Raw genomic sequence first — 14,962 nt, 5'->3', positions numbered from 1 at the left:
TCACCTCAATTGACCCCCGTAACCGAGAAGTTGCGGTAATTAGCGGCCGTATCCTCGGTGACGAGGCCCGGCTGACCATCGAGCAGCGAGAAGGAGCGCTGCTGCATCTGCGCACCGTCCAGGTAGAAGGTAAAGGTGTTGCCGGCTTTGCTGACCTTGATGGTATGGAACTGCGTCGGATCAAACCCCGAGGGCAGGTTGGCGTTCTGCCAGCCCTGAGCGCTGCCGCCTACGACGGCATAGGTGGCGTAGACCCCATACTGGCGATCGAGGAAGGCGACCACATAGTTGTTGTGATCTACATAGGCGGCGTAGATGCCGTACTTGGGATAGGACGAGGTGGTACCGGTCTGCACCCATTGCGCGTCCGCTTGCACGGTGTAGTTCTCGTAGTTGGGATTGCCACGGAAGATCTGCTGCCAGCCGGCGCCCAGACTGCTGCCGTTGGCCGCGCCAGGACCCTGGATCGACCAGTTGCCGGTCTTGAGCCCGTCGGTCGTATCCCCCTCCGCGCTATCACCGAAAGCGTCACGCCATCCCTGGCTGTTGTCGGTCACCAGGAAATTGCGGTAGTTGGCTGTCCGGTCTTCAGTGACCAGGCCGACCTGCCCGCGCCGAATGTTGAAGCTGCGCTGCTGCATCTGGACGCCATCCAGGTAGAAGGTGAAGGTGTTGTCGGCCTTGCTGACCTTGATGGTGTGGTATTGCGTGGGATCAAAGCCGGCGGGCAGGTTGGCGTTCTGCCAGCTCTGGGCGACCCCACCAACCATAGCGTAGGTGGCGAATACGTTGTATTTCGTATCGAGCCAGCCCTGTACGTAGTTATTGCTATCCTGGTAGGCGGCGTACATCCCATATTTGGGATACGCGGAACTGCCAGTGGCTACGCCCTGCGCGTCCACCTGCACCGTGTAGTCGAACAGCATTGGATCGCCACGGAAGATCTGGTGCCAGCCTGTCCCCAGCGAGGTGCTGTCCGCGCTCGTCACGCTGTTGTTCGACCATGAGCCCACCACCGCGTCACCCGAGGCCGATGGACCCCAGCCAAACACACCGTTCTCGCCCGAGGGTGGCGTCAGCGGCACATTGGCGTCAACCGGATAGCCGAGCAGCGGCGAGCCATCAGAGTCCCAGGACATCTTCTGAGCCTGGACCGTGCGTGTGCCGTCGCATGCTCCTGGCGTGGTGTGATATAGGAACCAGGTCTCCGTTCCGTCTTCCGATTGCACCGGCACAAACGAGGCGGGACCCTTGATGCTGTCGTGCTGCTCCAGGATGGGACCGGTCTTGCTCCAGTTGCCCGCGCTGAGATAGCTGTTGCCATCGGTGCTGTTATCCGTCAACAAGCCAACGGCATAGTTGGGGGTGCCGCAGAAGCTGGCCGAATAGGTAATGAAGGTCTTGCCACCGTGGGTGAAGCCGACCGGACCCTCGTTGACGCCAAAGCCATGCGTCTCCCAGGATTGCGTGGGAGCGGAGATCTGCACGCGATTACTGCTGATGTGCAGCGGATCGCTCATGGAAGCGATGTAGATATTCTGCACCCCTCCACTCGCCGTGGGCCAGCCCGACCAGACCGCGTAGAGCTTCCCGCTAGCATCCTGGAACACGTCGGGATCGATCGCCCAGAGACCACTCGACTCGGACAGCTGCCCGTGCGGGTTCCCGGTATTGGCCTCGCTATAGCTCCCCAGCGGATCATTGCTGTTGGCTTGCAGCACAAACATGCGATGACTGCTATCCGAACCTCCATCAGCCGCATAGTAGATATACCAGGTGTTGTTGATGTAGTGCAGCTCAGGTGCCCACACATCACAACAGTTAGGCGCCCCCGACGTAGGCGTCCATACCGTCACCGGCGTCGCCGAGGCCAGACCCGCGATCGTCGCCGAACGCCAGATCTGAATGTTGACCGCCGTCGTCCCCGTATAGTAATAGTAGCCGTTCACATAGATCACATATGGATCAACTGGCCCCGTCAACAGCGGATTCGTCAGACTCGTCCCTGCCGCCTGCGCCCGCTGCACCCGCCCCACTCCCATCAGTACAGTTCCTGCCACTAAGGCTATAAGAAAAATAAACATAGATATACGCGCGAATCTCTTCATTGACCGTTCCTCCTTGATGTTACGCATGGTGTTACTGTTGACCTGACATCATGTCACCAGAGTCAGAAGAAAAAAACTATTTGCACGCGCTACCAGCATTGCCCCGCCCATCCTGCATCCGGTTTTCTAAGTATAGAGGGGAGGCATACAATTTACAACGTTGTATCTCATTAAGTATACCATCTAATTTGTGGTACGGTCAATCTATTCAGCAAAAACATTTCACGCAACGCATTCACCTGCACATACAGTCTGGCGATCCCCGAAACAGCGTGCGCGCACGCTGTTTCGGGGATCGCCAGACTACGCAGGGCACACCTGGTGCACACTTATCTGAAGGAAGCGGGCCGCAGAAGAGGCTTGATCAGGCCATGTACTTCTCGAACCACTCTAACATCGGTTGTGGGCGGCGCTGGAACTCGAGGTAGCCGTCGAAGCGGGCCGTGGTGCCATAGATCCACTGTAGCTGCTTCTCGGCGATGGGAATGTTGTCGAACATGGTCTGTACATCGCTCGGCTGCGTCAGCACGTCGTCGTGGACCTGATAGAGGAACGTAGGGATGCGGACATGCTTCGCCCACTCCTTCGGGTCTGTTTGTGCGAACCTGATGCCTGTGCCTAACACGATGCGCTGTTCCAGATCCTCGATGCGATTGGCGGGAACTCCCGCCCGAGCCAGGCGATGCGCGAGGATGGTCTGTGTGGTCACGGGCTGAGGTGCGACCAGGCAGCGCACCTCGTTGAACACCTCAGGGAACCGCGTCATCGCAAAGAAGGTGGAGTTGCAGCCCAGGCAGCGGCTGAAGAGGCCAATTGTCATGTCCCGCGTCTCGTCACGGTTGCGCACGTACTGCAACGAGCCTACAACATCACGCGCCTCAAAAATGCCGCTGGACACGATACCGCCATTGGCCGCGCCACTGAGACCATGGTTGCGCAGGTCATAGGTCAGGACATTGTACCCGGCGTCATGGAGGATCTTGTAGTCCGGGATGAAGTTGACCTCGAAGCCGTTCCCGCTGGACACCCACCCTGAGTGCCACGGCTCGAACTGCGTGGGTATCCCGGATCGGCTGAACCCCATCGGGTGATTAGCGATTATGAGCTTGTTGGACCCGGCTGCCGGGATGAACCATCCCTCCAATGGAACTCCATCAAGGGACGGAAAGGTGACATCCTCGTAGTCGAGGTTCTGCTCCGCGGGTGTGTGCAAGACCGGCGACCGCTGCGGCTGGCTGAACCTATCGGCGATTTGCTGCAATACGCCCATGATCTGATCATCAGAGAGGCGAGGCGCTTCATTTGTCGGTACTTCAGTCATCTGATAATCCTTTCGTCTTCGGGGATACTCATGCCAGCGCCGCTGGTTTGAGTACCTCTTCACACCACTGGCGGAAGCTGGTGGGCGTGCTGGACTCGGGGGTGCGCGGCTCAGCGGTGGCGAGCCCCTGATCATAGGCCGCCATCATATCGACCAGGGCCTGCGCCATAGCCTCGGACCTCCCATAATTGGTCAGCGTGGCTTTCAAGGACTCAGCAGGGATCTGCTGGTAGCGTACAGGCCTGCCCAATACCTCAGACATGATCTGCGCCATGTCGTTGTAGGAGAGGTCCTCGGGACCGAGCACCGGGCAACTTCCGACTCCGCTCCAGGTGTGATCGAGCAGCAACCTGGTGGCAACGGTGGCGATGTCGCGCGTAGAGCAGGTTGGCTGCCTGAGATCACCGGATATGATGTCGAAGAACACGCCCTGGTTCTTGATCGACCCGACCTGACGCAGCAGGTTATCCATGAAAGGAGCCAGGGCCAGAGCACGATAGCTGACCCCCGTGCTGGCGATCAGGTCGTCCATCGCCAGCGATGCCGTGACATTGCCAGCATTGCTGGACACTGCAGCCCCGCGACCAAAGGCCGAGACGCCAACCACGCGCTTGACCCCCTGAGTCTTAAAGGCCTCGCACGCCGGTCGGCTGAAACCCACATACGCGTCCTCGACGCTCTCGGCACGGGGGTCCGGGGGTACAAGCCAGAACACGCTGTCCGCGCCCGCGAACGCTCTGGTGACCACATCGAGGTCCCCATGCGATCCCTGCACGACTTCGACACGCTCGCGTGCGCGTGGGGACAGGCGAGAGGGATCGCGCATGATCACGCGGATCGGCTCGTCGCTATCGAGCAGGTTGTTAAGAACTTGATGGCCGATCAGGCCAGTTGGTGTTGTAATGACGATCATGAAAACTACCTCCAGGAAAAAATGGCAACACTGTTGCCTATGCAACACTTTCGTGTATACTACACAGCAGGAATAGTACATGGGCTCTGAACTGGAAACAATCAGCAAACAGACTGGATTGTTGTTTAGACAACACAAGAAGGCAACTGTTGGTTTTCAGCGGGAGATGTGAGGAGGATATTACCCGGGGTAAGGAGGGAACATGACCATACTGGCTAATAAGAACGATCCACGGGTTAAGCGGACCCGTCAGTTGTTGCTGCAAGCATTCATCTCATTGCTTGAAGAACGGCAAAATATTCACTCTATTTCAGTGCAGGACATCACAGAACGCGCAACGGTCAATCGGGCCACTTTTTATGCGCACTTTGAAGACAAGTATGCCCTCTTAGAGATCTGGATGCGCGAGAAGTTTCACCATGCGTTGAAGAGCCAGCTTCCCGCCACATCCACCTTGCAGATAAACACCTTGCGCCTGCTTATTCTCGCCGTGTTCGATTTTCTTGCCCTCTGGCAGTACCACCTCAAGCCAGCCGATAGGCAGTTTGTGCCGTTCTTTGAGATCGCTTTGCAGCAAGAACTCCAGGAGGTTCTCTTAAACTGGCTGAACCGGGTCCCATCTTCGGTTCCCATCTGTCAGGAAAAAGTAGAAACTACGGCGCAGGTCATCAGCTGGGCCATCTTCGGTCCCGCAATACAGTGGAGCCGGGGAGACCGGACCATCACGAAAGACGCGATGGCTCAGTATGTTCTGGTTGTTGTGATTGCTGGCCTGTCACCTGCTGTCACTGTGACTTGACCAATGCTCTCCTGCAATATGCCTGCTTTCATTATTTTTGCCCATAGCGGAGAAAAAGAAGTATGAATTTCCATTTAAATAACCCACTTATACACATTTATATAGGTGATCCAATGGTTGCAGCGGCGTTCGTAGCCGTTGTGCTGCTCGTTTTAATACTTACTCTCAGACAGCTTAGAACACGCCCTCGGCGCACCCAGAGACATCGCTCACGGCGCGGCTACGCCCCCAGGCGCAAACATCCACCCGCCGACAAGAAAAAGAAAAGCATCCCAAAGGGAAATGGACATATCCCGTCCTGGCAAAAGGACGCTGGCGCCAGGGTCGCTAATAAGTATGGCATGGCCCGCAGTCCTGAATGGCCCAGAGTCGCTCAGGAGCATCTTAGCCGCGAGCCTGCCTGCGTGGTCTGTGGTCACCGGGGGCAAGGATTGCAGGTGCACCACATTAAACCGTTCCATCTCTATCCCGAGCTCGAGCTTGATCCACGTAACCTGATCACCCTTTGCGAGATCAGGGGCCGCACCCACCACCTGCTCATCGGCCACCTCGACGACTGGGAATCATACAACATACATGTACGTACAGACGCAAAGCGTTACGCCCATCAGAGTGCGACCGCGATCAAGTCCAATCCCACCTGGCAGCATGAGGTAGATCAACGCCCAATGCCTTGACATGCCTCATCAGCCTCATTTCTATCGATTGGCTTTCTTGTCTCTATAGCCGCTATAATATGATACAGAAAAAGAAAAAACCTTTATCGCGTTTCTACAGGTGAGAGTGAGGGATCACATGCAAATACCAACTCTTGAAGGGACCATTGATCGACGCCTCCTTATCAATTATCGCGTCGATCCAGCGTATCTCCAGAAGCTGTTGCCTTCGCCGTTTCGACCCAAACTTCTCCATGGCATGGGGATAGCGGGTATCTGTCTCATCCGCCTTAAGCAGCTCCGCCCACGTGGACTGCCATCCCAGATTGGTTTAACATCGGAGAATGCAGCACACCGCATCGCCGTCGAGTGGGAAGAAGATGGGAATTATCGGGAAGGCGTCTATATCCCCAGAAGAGATACGGCATCTCAGGTCGTCACTCTGGTTGGCGGCAGACTGTTCCCTGGTATCCACTATCATGCCACATTTCAAGTGGAGGAAGATGATGAAAATTTCTCCGTTCGTATGCTGAGCGACGATGGAGAGACCAGGGTGGCGGTTCAGGCACAGAGCGCGTCACGCTTGCCTGACAACTCTCTTTTTGTCTCCCTGGAGGAGGCTTCTGCGTTTTTTGAGCACGGTCAGCACGGCTATTCGGTCACCAATAAGCCGGGAACCCTCGATAACCTGGCATTACACTGTAAGTATTGGAAGGTTGAGCCTCTGCAGATCATAGAAGCCCAATCCAGTTTCTTTGACGATCCGGCACGCTTCCCAGCAGGTACAGCCGAGCTCGATTGCGCCCTCCTGATGCGGGCCATCCCCCATGAGTGGCATGTAGGAAAACCTTTCTCAACAGAGGAAAAACACCCGCTTCAAAACGTCTCCGCCATGATATAGGGGCAAACGCCCGCAAGGACCGCCGTAGGTGCGCCCCTTGCGGGCGCAGCGGCCCCGTGCCCGGGCGCGCACCTTCCACCAACGATACCTGTTGAATGTATTGCCCCTGGCGGCCTCACAAACCACGCCTTTACACATTGACGCTTATGACTGCGCGTTGTTCACATACGCATCCACCTGCTCTCTCGTCCAGGCTCCATTGGCGAACATGACGCGATAGCTGAGATTCATAAATTACAGGTCCGGCTATGATACAATGAGATCGGTCGAGATAGTGGAGGTTGTATGGGAGCGAGTCGACCTATATGCGGCATCCTATAAAGAAAAATGAGTGCTAACATGGACCAGCATCAATATATGCTCTTGATCTACCAGGTGCCGAGCCAGCCTTCGGCGGCACGGGTAAGCGTCTGGCGCGAACTGAAGAAGATCGGGGCCCTCTATTTGCAGCAGAGTGTCTGCATCCTTCCGGCCACCGATACCCTGGTGGCGGCCCTGCAGAAGATCACCGAGCGCATCACCGAGCTCGGCGGAACCTACCATCTGCTCCCCCTGCATGAGCTGCCGGAGGCGGAGGATTCCAAGATCGTCAATGGCTTTATTACGCAGAGCAACTTGCAATATGATGAGATCATTGAGGATTGCGAGGTTAATTTCAGTAAAGAGATCGAGTTCGAGACCTATCGCCAGAACTTTACGTACGCGGAGGCCGAGGAGATTCGCCAGGATCTGGATAAGATTCGCCGCTGGTACGACCGGGTGGTGGAGCGCGATCTGTTCGGGGCGGCCCGCCGCGATGACGCGCTGCGCAGCATCGAGCGCTGCGAGAAACTGCTGGAGGAGTTTGAGGAGAAGGTCTTCCTCCAGCAGGAGGAGGATGAGTCGCAGGACCCATCCGCCGAGGATGCGCGTAAGCGCCTCCATCCACGACGCTCGGAGCGCCGTGGCGGACACGCGCGGCCGTTCTAGCGCGCGCGGTGTCCGCGTACCTCACGCGTGAGGGTCAGCGTCAATACGGTCAGCGTCCCCAGGATCATGATGATGCCGCTGGCACCCCGCAACGCGCTCAATCCACTGACAGTGTTGAGCAGCACCAGGATCAGCACGGTGACGATGATGCCGATGAGAATAACCATGTCGCCGACGATAAAATTATAGATGGCTTTGATGATGTTCATCTCTCTACCTCTTTCCCTCTATGCTACTTTCTGCGCGCCGGCCTGGGCGCTGATGGCTCGCTTCTGACCCTTGAGCCAGTTGATCAGGGCGAACGACGCCAGCAGGTAGATGGCGGCCAGGATCAGGATGAAGGCGTCGGAGAACGGCCACTCAACATGGAAACCTTCGACGGCCCAGAAGGTGCCAAAGGTGGTGAGCATGATGCCGACGATGAACTTGAGGGTGTTCTCAGGAACCTGCTTGAGCGGTGCACGTGCCAGCGCTCCTACGAGGATGACCAGCAGACCCGCGACGATAGCGCCGATGGTGGCCGAGCCGATGCCTCCCAGCCCACATTGGGTGACGCAGGTCCGCGAGGCAGCGTTACTGCCAAAGGTGATCACGATGAACGCGACCTCCAGCCCCTCCAGCAGAACCGATTTGAAGGCCAGCAGGACCGCGTAAGGCTGCAGCTTCGTGGTGACCTCGCCGCGCGCGCGCAGTTCGGCCATGTTCTCTTCAAAGATGGCCTCTTCGTCGTGCAGGGCCTTCAGACCACTATAGCGGAGGATAGCCTTCTTCAACCACTTCAACCCAAATAAGACCAGAATAATACCAACCACCAGGCGCAATACATCGATCGGGACGTATCTCACCAGCGCGGTCCCAAAGATTGCCACAATCACGGCCAGGCTGGCCGCCGCCGCCAGGGTCCCGATCAAGGCGCTGCGCCAGTTGATCGTCACACCGACCACCAGCACAATCGTAAATGCTTCTACAAACTCTACCGCCGATGCCAGAAAAGCGGCTACGGCAATCGCCCATTCCATGCGCTTACAACTCCTTCTCAACTCTATACATCACGAGATCTTACAGCGTGTCTGACTCTCATGATGATGGCCTGCGGCCTGCATGGGTTTTCGCACCTTCGGTGCTCAGCATCCCGTTGTATGTTCGTGCATGGGGCGCGCTGATGCGCGTCCCATGCACGAACATACAAAAACAGTGCGGCCGCGTAGCGGACGCCCGTGCGGGAGCGCTCATGCGCCCCCAACATGACGGAAGTCAGACACGCTCTTAGCCACATTTTTCTCCATCCCCTTTTCCCCTTCCCTCAGGCGGGAGGTGCAGGAGGGTCGCCAGGGCCCTCCTGCCGGGGGCCTGGGGGTGTCCCCCACCCTTCCCTCCCTCTCCCTCCCCACCGAAGGCGGGAGGAAAAAAGACCACGTCTTTCTCGCTGAGCCTATTGTAACACATTTTATTTGTAACACATGCTAAAAATAGCAGGCTTTCAAATGCAACAAGAGTCTACAGTCCACCTGTTTCCCATGGGATTGTAGCCCTGGCGCGCGCAGCTTCGTGTTAAACAGTGATATACTCACAGGGGTCACTTATGCAGTATGCAGAAGCAATCAATGAGACCAGAAACTTTGTTTTATAGAGGAGATTGATAGATGTCAACCACATTGACACAACTACCCTCATGGAGGGCCTTAGAAGCACATTTTCAAAAGGTTCGCGACCTTCACCTGCGCTCACTCTTCGCCGATGATCCCCGGCGCGGCGAGCGCTTTTCGGCCGAGGCGGAGAACATCTATTTTGATTATTCAAAAAATCGCGTCACCGACGAGACGATCCAGTTGCTGCTGAAGCTGGCGGACGAGGTGAATCTGCGCCAGCGCATCGACGCCATGTTTAGTGGTGAGAAGATCAATGTTACGGAGCAGCGCGCCGTGCTGCACGTGGCCCTGCGCGCCCCCAAAGACGCATCGATCCTCGTTGACGGCCAGAATGTGGTTCCCGAGGTGCACCAGGTGCTGGAGAAGATGTCTAACTTCTCGAACCGCGTGCGCAGTGGCGAGTGGAAGGGCTTCACCGGCAAGCGAATCCGCAATATCATCAACATCGGCATCGGCGGCTCAGACCTGGGCCCGCATATGGCCTACGACGCCCTGCGCCACTATAGCGATCGCAATCTGACCTGCCGCTTTGTCTCTAACGTAGACGGCACAGACTTCGCCGAGGCGGTGCACGACCTGGATCCCGAGGAGACGCTGTTCATCGTGTCCTCCAAAACCTTTACCACCCTTGAGACCCTGACCAACGCGCGCAGCGCCCGCGATTGGACGCTGGCGAAGCTGCGCGATGAGAAAGCCATCGCCAAACACTTTGTGGCCGTTTCGACCAATGAGAAAGAGGTGGCGAAGTTCGGCATCGATACCGAGAATATGTTTGGCTTCTGGGACTGGGTCGGCGGCCGCTATTCTTACGATTCGGCCATCGGTCTCTCGCTGATGATCGCCATCGGACCCGAGAATTTCTATGATATGCTGGCCGGCTTCCATGCCATGGACGAGCACTTCCGCACCACGCCGTTCGAGAAGAATCTGCCGGTCCTGCTGGGCCTGATCGGCATCTGGTACAATAACTTCTTCGGCGCCGAGACGGTGGCTATCCTGCCCTACGATCAGTACCTTGATCGCTTTAGCGCCTACCTGCAGCAGCTGGATATGGAGAGCGACGGCAAGCACGTCGACCTTGAGGGGAACACCGTCAACTACCAGACCGGCCCGATCATCTGGGGACAGCCCGGCACCAACGGTCAGCACGCCTTCTACCAGCTGATCCACCAGGGCACCAAGCTGATCCCCTGCGACTTCATCGGCTTCTGCCAGACGCCCAATCCGGTGAAGCCCCACCACGATCTGCTGATGGCCAACTTCTTCGCCCAGACCGAGGCGCTGGCCTTTGGCAAGACCGCAGAGGAAGTGAAGGCCGACGGCGTGGCCGACTTCCAGGTTCCACACCGCACCTTCGAGGGCAACCACCCCACCAACACCATCCTGGCCGATCGCCTCACCCCGAGCATGCTGGGCAAGCTGGTCGCGCTCTACGAGCACAAGGTCTTCGTCCAGGGCACCGTCTGGAACATCAACTCGTTCGACCAGTGGGGCGTTGAGCTCGGCAAGGTACTGGCCAACCGCATCATCCCTGAACTGGAGAGCGAGCAGCAGCCGGATCTCAAACACGATAGCTCCACCAACACCCTCATCAGCCGCTACCGCAACCTGCGCAAGGCTGAGTAGCCCGTCATCCAACCACCAGGGGACATCAACGCCTAGCGGTTGGCGCGAACCGTGCACTATCGGCACAGTCGCGCCAACCGCACATCCTCACCCTTGCACAACACCTCCCTTTTAAGCGCCAGGCAACGGCGGTTTAGTAGTAGGTGATGTCCCAGTGAGAACCTTCATCGGCGTAACGGTTTCCTGAGGCGTCGTCATACATCGGTGCTCCATCGCCACGCAGCCCTTTGTAAGTGAAGTGGGTGTGGATATAGTCCGTCACACAGGTCGTATGTGCAACATCCACTTTGTAACCGTTCCAGTGGGAGTAGGTGCCACTGGCGTGTCCTGTTTCAGTGCCGCCCGTGATGGTGATCGCGCATCCGCTGGCGTTCTTGAACGCGATAACCCCATCAATGGTACCTCGTCGGATCTGGTCAAGCGAGGTACAGGATGAGTTATAGCGGTCAGTACAACCACCCGAGGATGTGACGCTGATGCCCGCATTGCTCAACATGCTCGCGGCCTGGCTCTGCGTCAGCTTGTCTCCCTCGCTGCCACCACTTCCACTGCCACCAACCAGCCGACTCCAGGTGTCCAGTCCCGCGATGCCATCGGCGCTCAAGCCATTGCTGCTCTGAAAGCTCTTCACCGCCGCTTCGGTTGCCGGACCAAAAGAGCCATCGACCGTCAGACTAGCGCCGTGTGCGTTTAACTGGCGCTGCAGGGCTGTGACGGCATCTCCATTACTCCCATTCTGGGTCGTCACAATCAGCTTTTCCCAGGTTTGTGAACCCACAATGCCATCCACCGATAAGCCACTGTTGCTCTGGAAGCTCTTTACGACAGAGGCCGTAGCCGGGCCAAACTGCCCATCGACCGTCAGGCTATATCCACGCTGTGCAAGCATATATTGAATGGAGCGCACATTCTCTCCGCTCGCGCCAGACTGATAGGTTGGCCAGCTTCGCGCCGCGTGCGTCGTTTGCACAACGCCAAATAGCGCCATCAGGATGGCTGCAACAAATAGAGGAGAAACACGCCACAAGAGGGATAGAGGTTTTCGCATTTCCTTGCTCTCTTTCTCTATACAAATAGACAATGGTACATCCGTGTACCTTTGTATTATGTATGCCTCGCCAGGGCACGTGCAGGACATAAAAAATGGAGTCGCGCTGCATCAGGAATGGCGGCACACCCACTCCTGGGAAAACAGAATATCCGCACTTAACAAGCATAATCAACTTTGTGGCTAAAAATCAAGGTTCTGGCATAGACACGAAGGGTATTATTGATTATGATAAATGAGAGCAAACTCCACTATAAGAGAAAGAGCATACCTCACCATCTTTCCATCTGTTGGTGCATGGAGAGAAAGAGCTACTCACCATCTTTCCATCTGTTGGTGCATGGAGAGAAAGAGCTACTCACCATCTTTCCATCTGTTGGTGCATGGAGAGAAAGAGCATACTCACCATCTTTCCATCTGTTGGTGCATGGAGGGCGCGAATGCGCCCTCCATGCACCAACAGATAAAATCAGCGCGGCTGCGCAGCGGCCGCGCGTGCGGGGGCGTTCATGTGCCCCCAGAGTGACGAGAGTAAGACACATTCATAGAAGGGAAACCATATAATCTTGGAAATTCGCGCTGCCATACTTGAGGATACGACGTTGATCGCGTCGATCTATAATCAGGGGATTGAAGATCGCTCGGCGACTCTGGAGACACAACTGCGCACACCCGAGGAGCGGGCCGAGTGGTTGGCGGCGCGTGGTCCGCGCCACCCCGTCATCGTTGCCGTCGATACAGAGGGCACGGTCGTGGGCTGGGGCTCACTCAACTCCTTCAATCCGCGCCCCGCCTACGACTACGTGGCGGACTTCTCCATCTATGTCGATCGCCAGCAACGCGGCCGAGGTATCGGCGACGCGTTGCTGAGCGCGCTTGAGATACAAGCTGCGGCCCTCGGCTACCATAAACTGGTCCTGGCCGCCTTCCCGCATAATAAAGCAGGCTTAAGGCTATACGAAAAGCATGGTTTTCAGCGCGTCGGCGTCTACCATGAACAGGGACGGATCGATGATCGCTGGGTCGATGTCATTATCATGGAGAAGATCCTGCCCTCATTGACCTGACCAGGCGTGAACTGATGGGCTAATCAACGCTGAGGCCTTTTCTGGTTGAGAATTTGATATCCTGAATCCCTTTGATGGCGCGCAACTGGTCGATGGCCTGCATCATCGCGTGCGCGTCCCTGACATGGCAATCGATATCCAGTTTGTGCTCGGTGCCTTGCTCGGTCTTCTGGGTGTAGATGTCGATCCGCACGATCTCTATGTGCAGAGCACTCAGGGTATCATAGATCTTCCCAAGCAGGGCGCCTTCTTCGGCATCCACGAAGCGGATAAACAATTCCTGCAGGTGCTGGCTCCTGAATGGCAGAAACCTGGCTTCCACGTAACGCATGCCGATCAGGATAAATAAGACCAGCAGGGTGGTGATGGCGGCCTCGATCAAGAAGCCAACGCCACAGGCCATGGCGATGGCAGCCACCACCCAGACCGAGGCGGCCGAGGTCAGTCCCCTGACTTTCTGCAGATCCTGCCGGAAGTAGATGGCTCCTCCTCCCAGGAAACCGATGCCCGCTACAATATAAGAGGCGACACGCGATGGATCGAGCTGGATATGCGGCAGATTCAACAGATCATAGAAGCCATAGACGGAGATGATGGTGAACAGCGTTGTTCCAAGCGCCACCAGGGCACTGGTGCGCACCCCCGCATGGTGCTCACTATACTCCCGCTCCCACCCAATGATCCCTCCCAGCAGCATCGATACGATGAGTCGTAATAACATTTCAGGCAAGCTAATCATAGCGTGTCGGCGCTTCCTCCCTCCATTGCCGTCGGGCTTTTATGAAACTATTCTTATTTCTTATACGAGATACCTTATTATATTCCATTCTTTGACCCATCCAACGGTACTTGCTTTCTATAGGTAACCCAAAACCACTACGCCAGACGTGCTATTGGTGGGAGGGTCTTTTTTGCGCTTCCCGGTCAGACGTTTTGAAACAGAGTTGTTCTATTTAGCGGCAGCGATGATGAGCGCCCAGTGATCGGTCGGTCAAGCTGCCCTGGAAAGGCGTTGTTGTATGGACTATCGTATACTGGGTTCCAGTCAGATCCGTGTGCCCACAATTGGCATGGGCACCTGGCGTACCTTTGATACACGCGGTGAGCAGTCAGCTATGAAGAATGCTCGCATGCTGGTCGATACGGCACTCTCGCAAGAGGTGTCGTTCTTTGATTCGTCCCCCATGTATGGATCGGCCGAGCAGGCCCTCGGCGAGGCTCTGCGCGGCCGACGCGAGCAGGCTATCATCGCCACCAAGGTGTGGGCGCGCACGCGTGAGGAGGGGCAGACGCAGGTGAAGCGCGCATTGAACTTTTTCAATGGATTCATCGATGTCTATCAGATCCACAATCTGGAGAACTGGCTGGAGCACCTGGCCCTGCTGGAGAGTCTGCAAGAGCAGAGACGCATCGGGGCCATCGGGGCGACTCATTATAGTCCCTCCGCTTTTAAAGAACTGCGCAAAATCATGAAGACTGGCCGCATCTCACTCATCCAGGTCCCCTATAACCCGCTGCAGCGCGACGTGGAAAAAGATATCCTGCCACTGGCCGCCGATCTGGGGCTGGGCGTGATCGTGATGCGCCCATTTGGCGAGGGGAGCCTGATGCGTCAGCCACCCTCGGCCCAGGCTCTGGAGCCGCTGGCCCCCTTCGGCGTCAAAACCTGGGGACAGGCCTTGCTCAAGTGGATACTCAGCGATGAGCGCTGCCACGTGGCCATTCCGGCTACCACAAAGACCCAGCGCGTCATCGAGAATGCGGCCGCCGGTAGTCCTCCCTGGTTCGGCCCCGCCGAACGCGACCTCGTGGCCCGCCTGGCTACCTCGTAACCTCAAGGCTATAAGAATTTTATATGGGTACATCAAGGGCGCAGCAGCGTCCCCGATGTACCCATATAAAAAC

14 protein-coding genes are annotated in these 14,962 nt (G+C 56.7%); 7 read left to right on the top strand and 7 right to left on the bottom strand.

What is annotated here, in order from left to right; all coding sequences use genetic code 11:
* Positions 1-5: 5 nt before the first annotated feature.
* From KTT_RS24075 to KTT_RS24065, 3 genes are all read right to left on the bottom strand, one after another.
* Positions 6-2,042 carry a glycoside hydrolase family 43 protein gene (locus KTT_RS24075; RefSeq protein WP_160146093.1) on the bottom strand — a complete coding sequence of 679 codons (2,037 nt, stop codon included), beginning with the start codon at positions 2,040-2,042 and terminating at the stop codon, positions 6-8.
* A 430-nt stretch (positions 2,043-2,472) separates the two neighbouring features.
* Positions 2,473-3,429 carry an alpha/beta hydrolase gene (locus tag KTT_RS36260; RefSeq protein ID WP_160146092.1) on the bottom strand — a complete coding sequence of 319 codons (957 nt, stop codon included), beginning with the start codon at positions 3,427-3,429 and terminating at the stop codon, positions 2,473-2,475.
* Between the two features lie 28 nt (positions 3,430-3,457).
* Positions 3,458-4,342 (bottom strand): NmrA family NAD(P)-binding protein, encoded by an 885-nt coding sequence (locus tag KTT_RS24065; protein ID WP_126599035.1) that lies wholly within the window; start codon positions 4,340-4,342, stop codon positions 3,458-3,460.
* A 202-nt stretch (positions 4,343-4,544) separates the two neighbouring features.
* On the opposite strand from KTT_RS24065, the gene KTT_RS24060 reads away from it, so the two are divergent.
* The 4 genes from KTT_RS24060 (at position 4,545) to KTT_RS24045 (ending at position 7,667) form a co-directional block, all read left to right on the top strand.
* Entirely contained in the window at positions 4,545-5,141 is a 597-nt protein-coding gene (locus KTT_RS24060; protein ID WP_126599033.1) for a TetR/AcrR family transcriptional regulator, read from the top strand.
* Positions 5,142-5,254: 113 nt separating this feature from the next.
* Positions 5,255-5,818 (top strand): HNH endonuclease, encoded by a 564-nt coding sequence (locus KTT_RS24055; protein WP_160146091.1) that lies wholly within the window; start codon positions 5,255-5,257, stop codon positions 5,816-5,818.
* A 118-nt stretch (positions 5,819-5,936) separates the two neighbouring features.
* The gene (locus KTT_RS24050; RefSeq protein WP_126599029.1) at positions 5,937-6,698 is read left to right on the top strand and encodes a DUF2071 domain-containing protein; all 762 of its coding nucleotides are present in this window, start codon (positions 5,937-5,939) and stop codon (positions 6,696-6,698) included.
* A gap of 339 nt (positions 6,699-7,037) precedes the next feature.
* Positions 7,038-7,667: a Chromate resistance protein ChrB gene (locus KTT_RS24045; protein ID WP_126599027.1), complete on the top strand. Its 630-nt coding sequence runs from the start codon at positions 7,038-7,040 to the stop codon at positions 7,665-7,667.
* Here the strand turns inward: KTT_RS24045 and KTT_RS24040 are convergent.
* Positions 7,664-7,876 (bottom strand): hypothetical protein, encoded by a 213-nt coding sequence (locus tag KTT_RS24040; protein WP_126599025.1) that lies wholly within the window; start codon positions 7,874-7,876, stop codon positions 7,664-7,666. The two genes, KTT_RS24045 and KTT_RS24040, sit on opposite strands and share 4 nt — an antisense overlap.
* Positions 7,877-7,894: 18 nt before the next feature.
* Positions 7,895-8,686, bottom strand: coding sequence for a COG4280 domain-containing protein (locus tag KTT_RS24035; RefSeq protein ID WP_126599023.1), 792 nt, complete (start codon positions 8,684-8,686; stop codon positions 7,895-7,897).
* Between the two features lie 624 nt (positions 8,687-9,310).
* Here KTT_RS24035 and pgi point away from each other — a divergent pair.
* Entirely contained in the window at positions 9,311-10,942 is a 1,632-nt protein-coding gene (gene pgi / locus KTT_RS24030; protein WP_126599021.1) for a glucose-6-phosphate isomerase, read from the top strand.
* Positions 10,943-11,075: 133 nt separating this feature from the next.
* On the opposite strand, the gene KTT_RS24025 is transcribed toward pgi, so the two are convergent.
* Positions 11,076-11,990 (bottom strand): peptidoglycan-binding domain-containing protein, encoded by a 915-nt coding sequence (locus KTT_RS24025; protein ID WP_235845817.1) that lies wholly within the window; start codon positions 11,988-11,990, stop codon positions 11,076-11,078.
* A gap of 566 nt (positions 11,991-12,556) precedes the next feature.
* On the opposite strand from KTT_RS24025, the gene KTT_RS24020 reads away from it, so the two are divergent.
* Positions 12,557-13,057: an arsinothricin resistance N-acetyltransferase ArsN1 family A gene (locus KTT_RS24020; protein ID WP_218030975.1), complete on the top strand. Its 501-nt coding sequence runs from the start codon at positions 12,557-12,559 to the stop codon at positions 13,055-13,057.
* 19 nt (positions 13,058-13,076) lie between these two features.
* Here the strand turns inward: KTT_RS24020 and KTT_RS24015 are convergent, their stop codons facing one another.
* The gene (locus KTT_RS24015) at positions 13,077-13,796 is read right to left on the bottom strand and encodes an MgtC/SapB family protein (RefSeq protein ID WP_126599015.1); all 720 of its coding nucleotides are present in this window, start codon (positions 13,794-13,796) and stop codon (positions 13,077-13,079) included.
* 280 nt (positions 13,797-14,076) lie between these two features.
* Between KTT_RS24015 and KTT_RS24010 the strand changes: the two genes are divergently transcribed.
* The gene (locus KTT_RS24010) at positions 14,077-14,889 is read left to right on the top strand and encodes an aldo/keto reductase (protein ID WP_126599013.1); all 813 of its coding nucleotides are present in this window, start codon (positions 14,077-14,079) and stop codon (positions 14,887-14,889) included.
* Positions 14,890-14,962 lie beyond the last annotated feature (73 nt).

The organism is Dictyobacter aurantiacus (assembly GCF_003967515.1).
In the GTDB taxonomy this organism is placed as follows: Bacteria; Chloroflexota; Ktedonobacteria; order Ktedonobacterales; family Ktedonobacteraceae; genus Dictyobacter; species Dictyobacter aurantiacus.
Note: the sequence above shows the minus strand (reverse complement) of the source record. Positions and strands in the feature narration are given on the sequence as shown.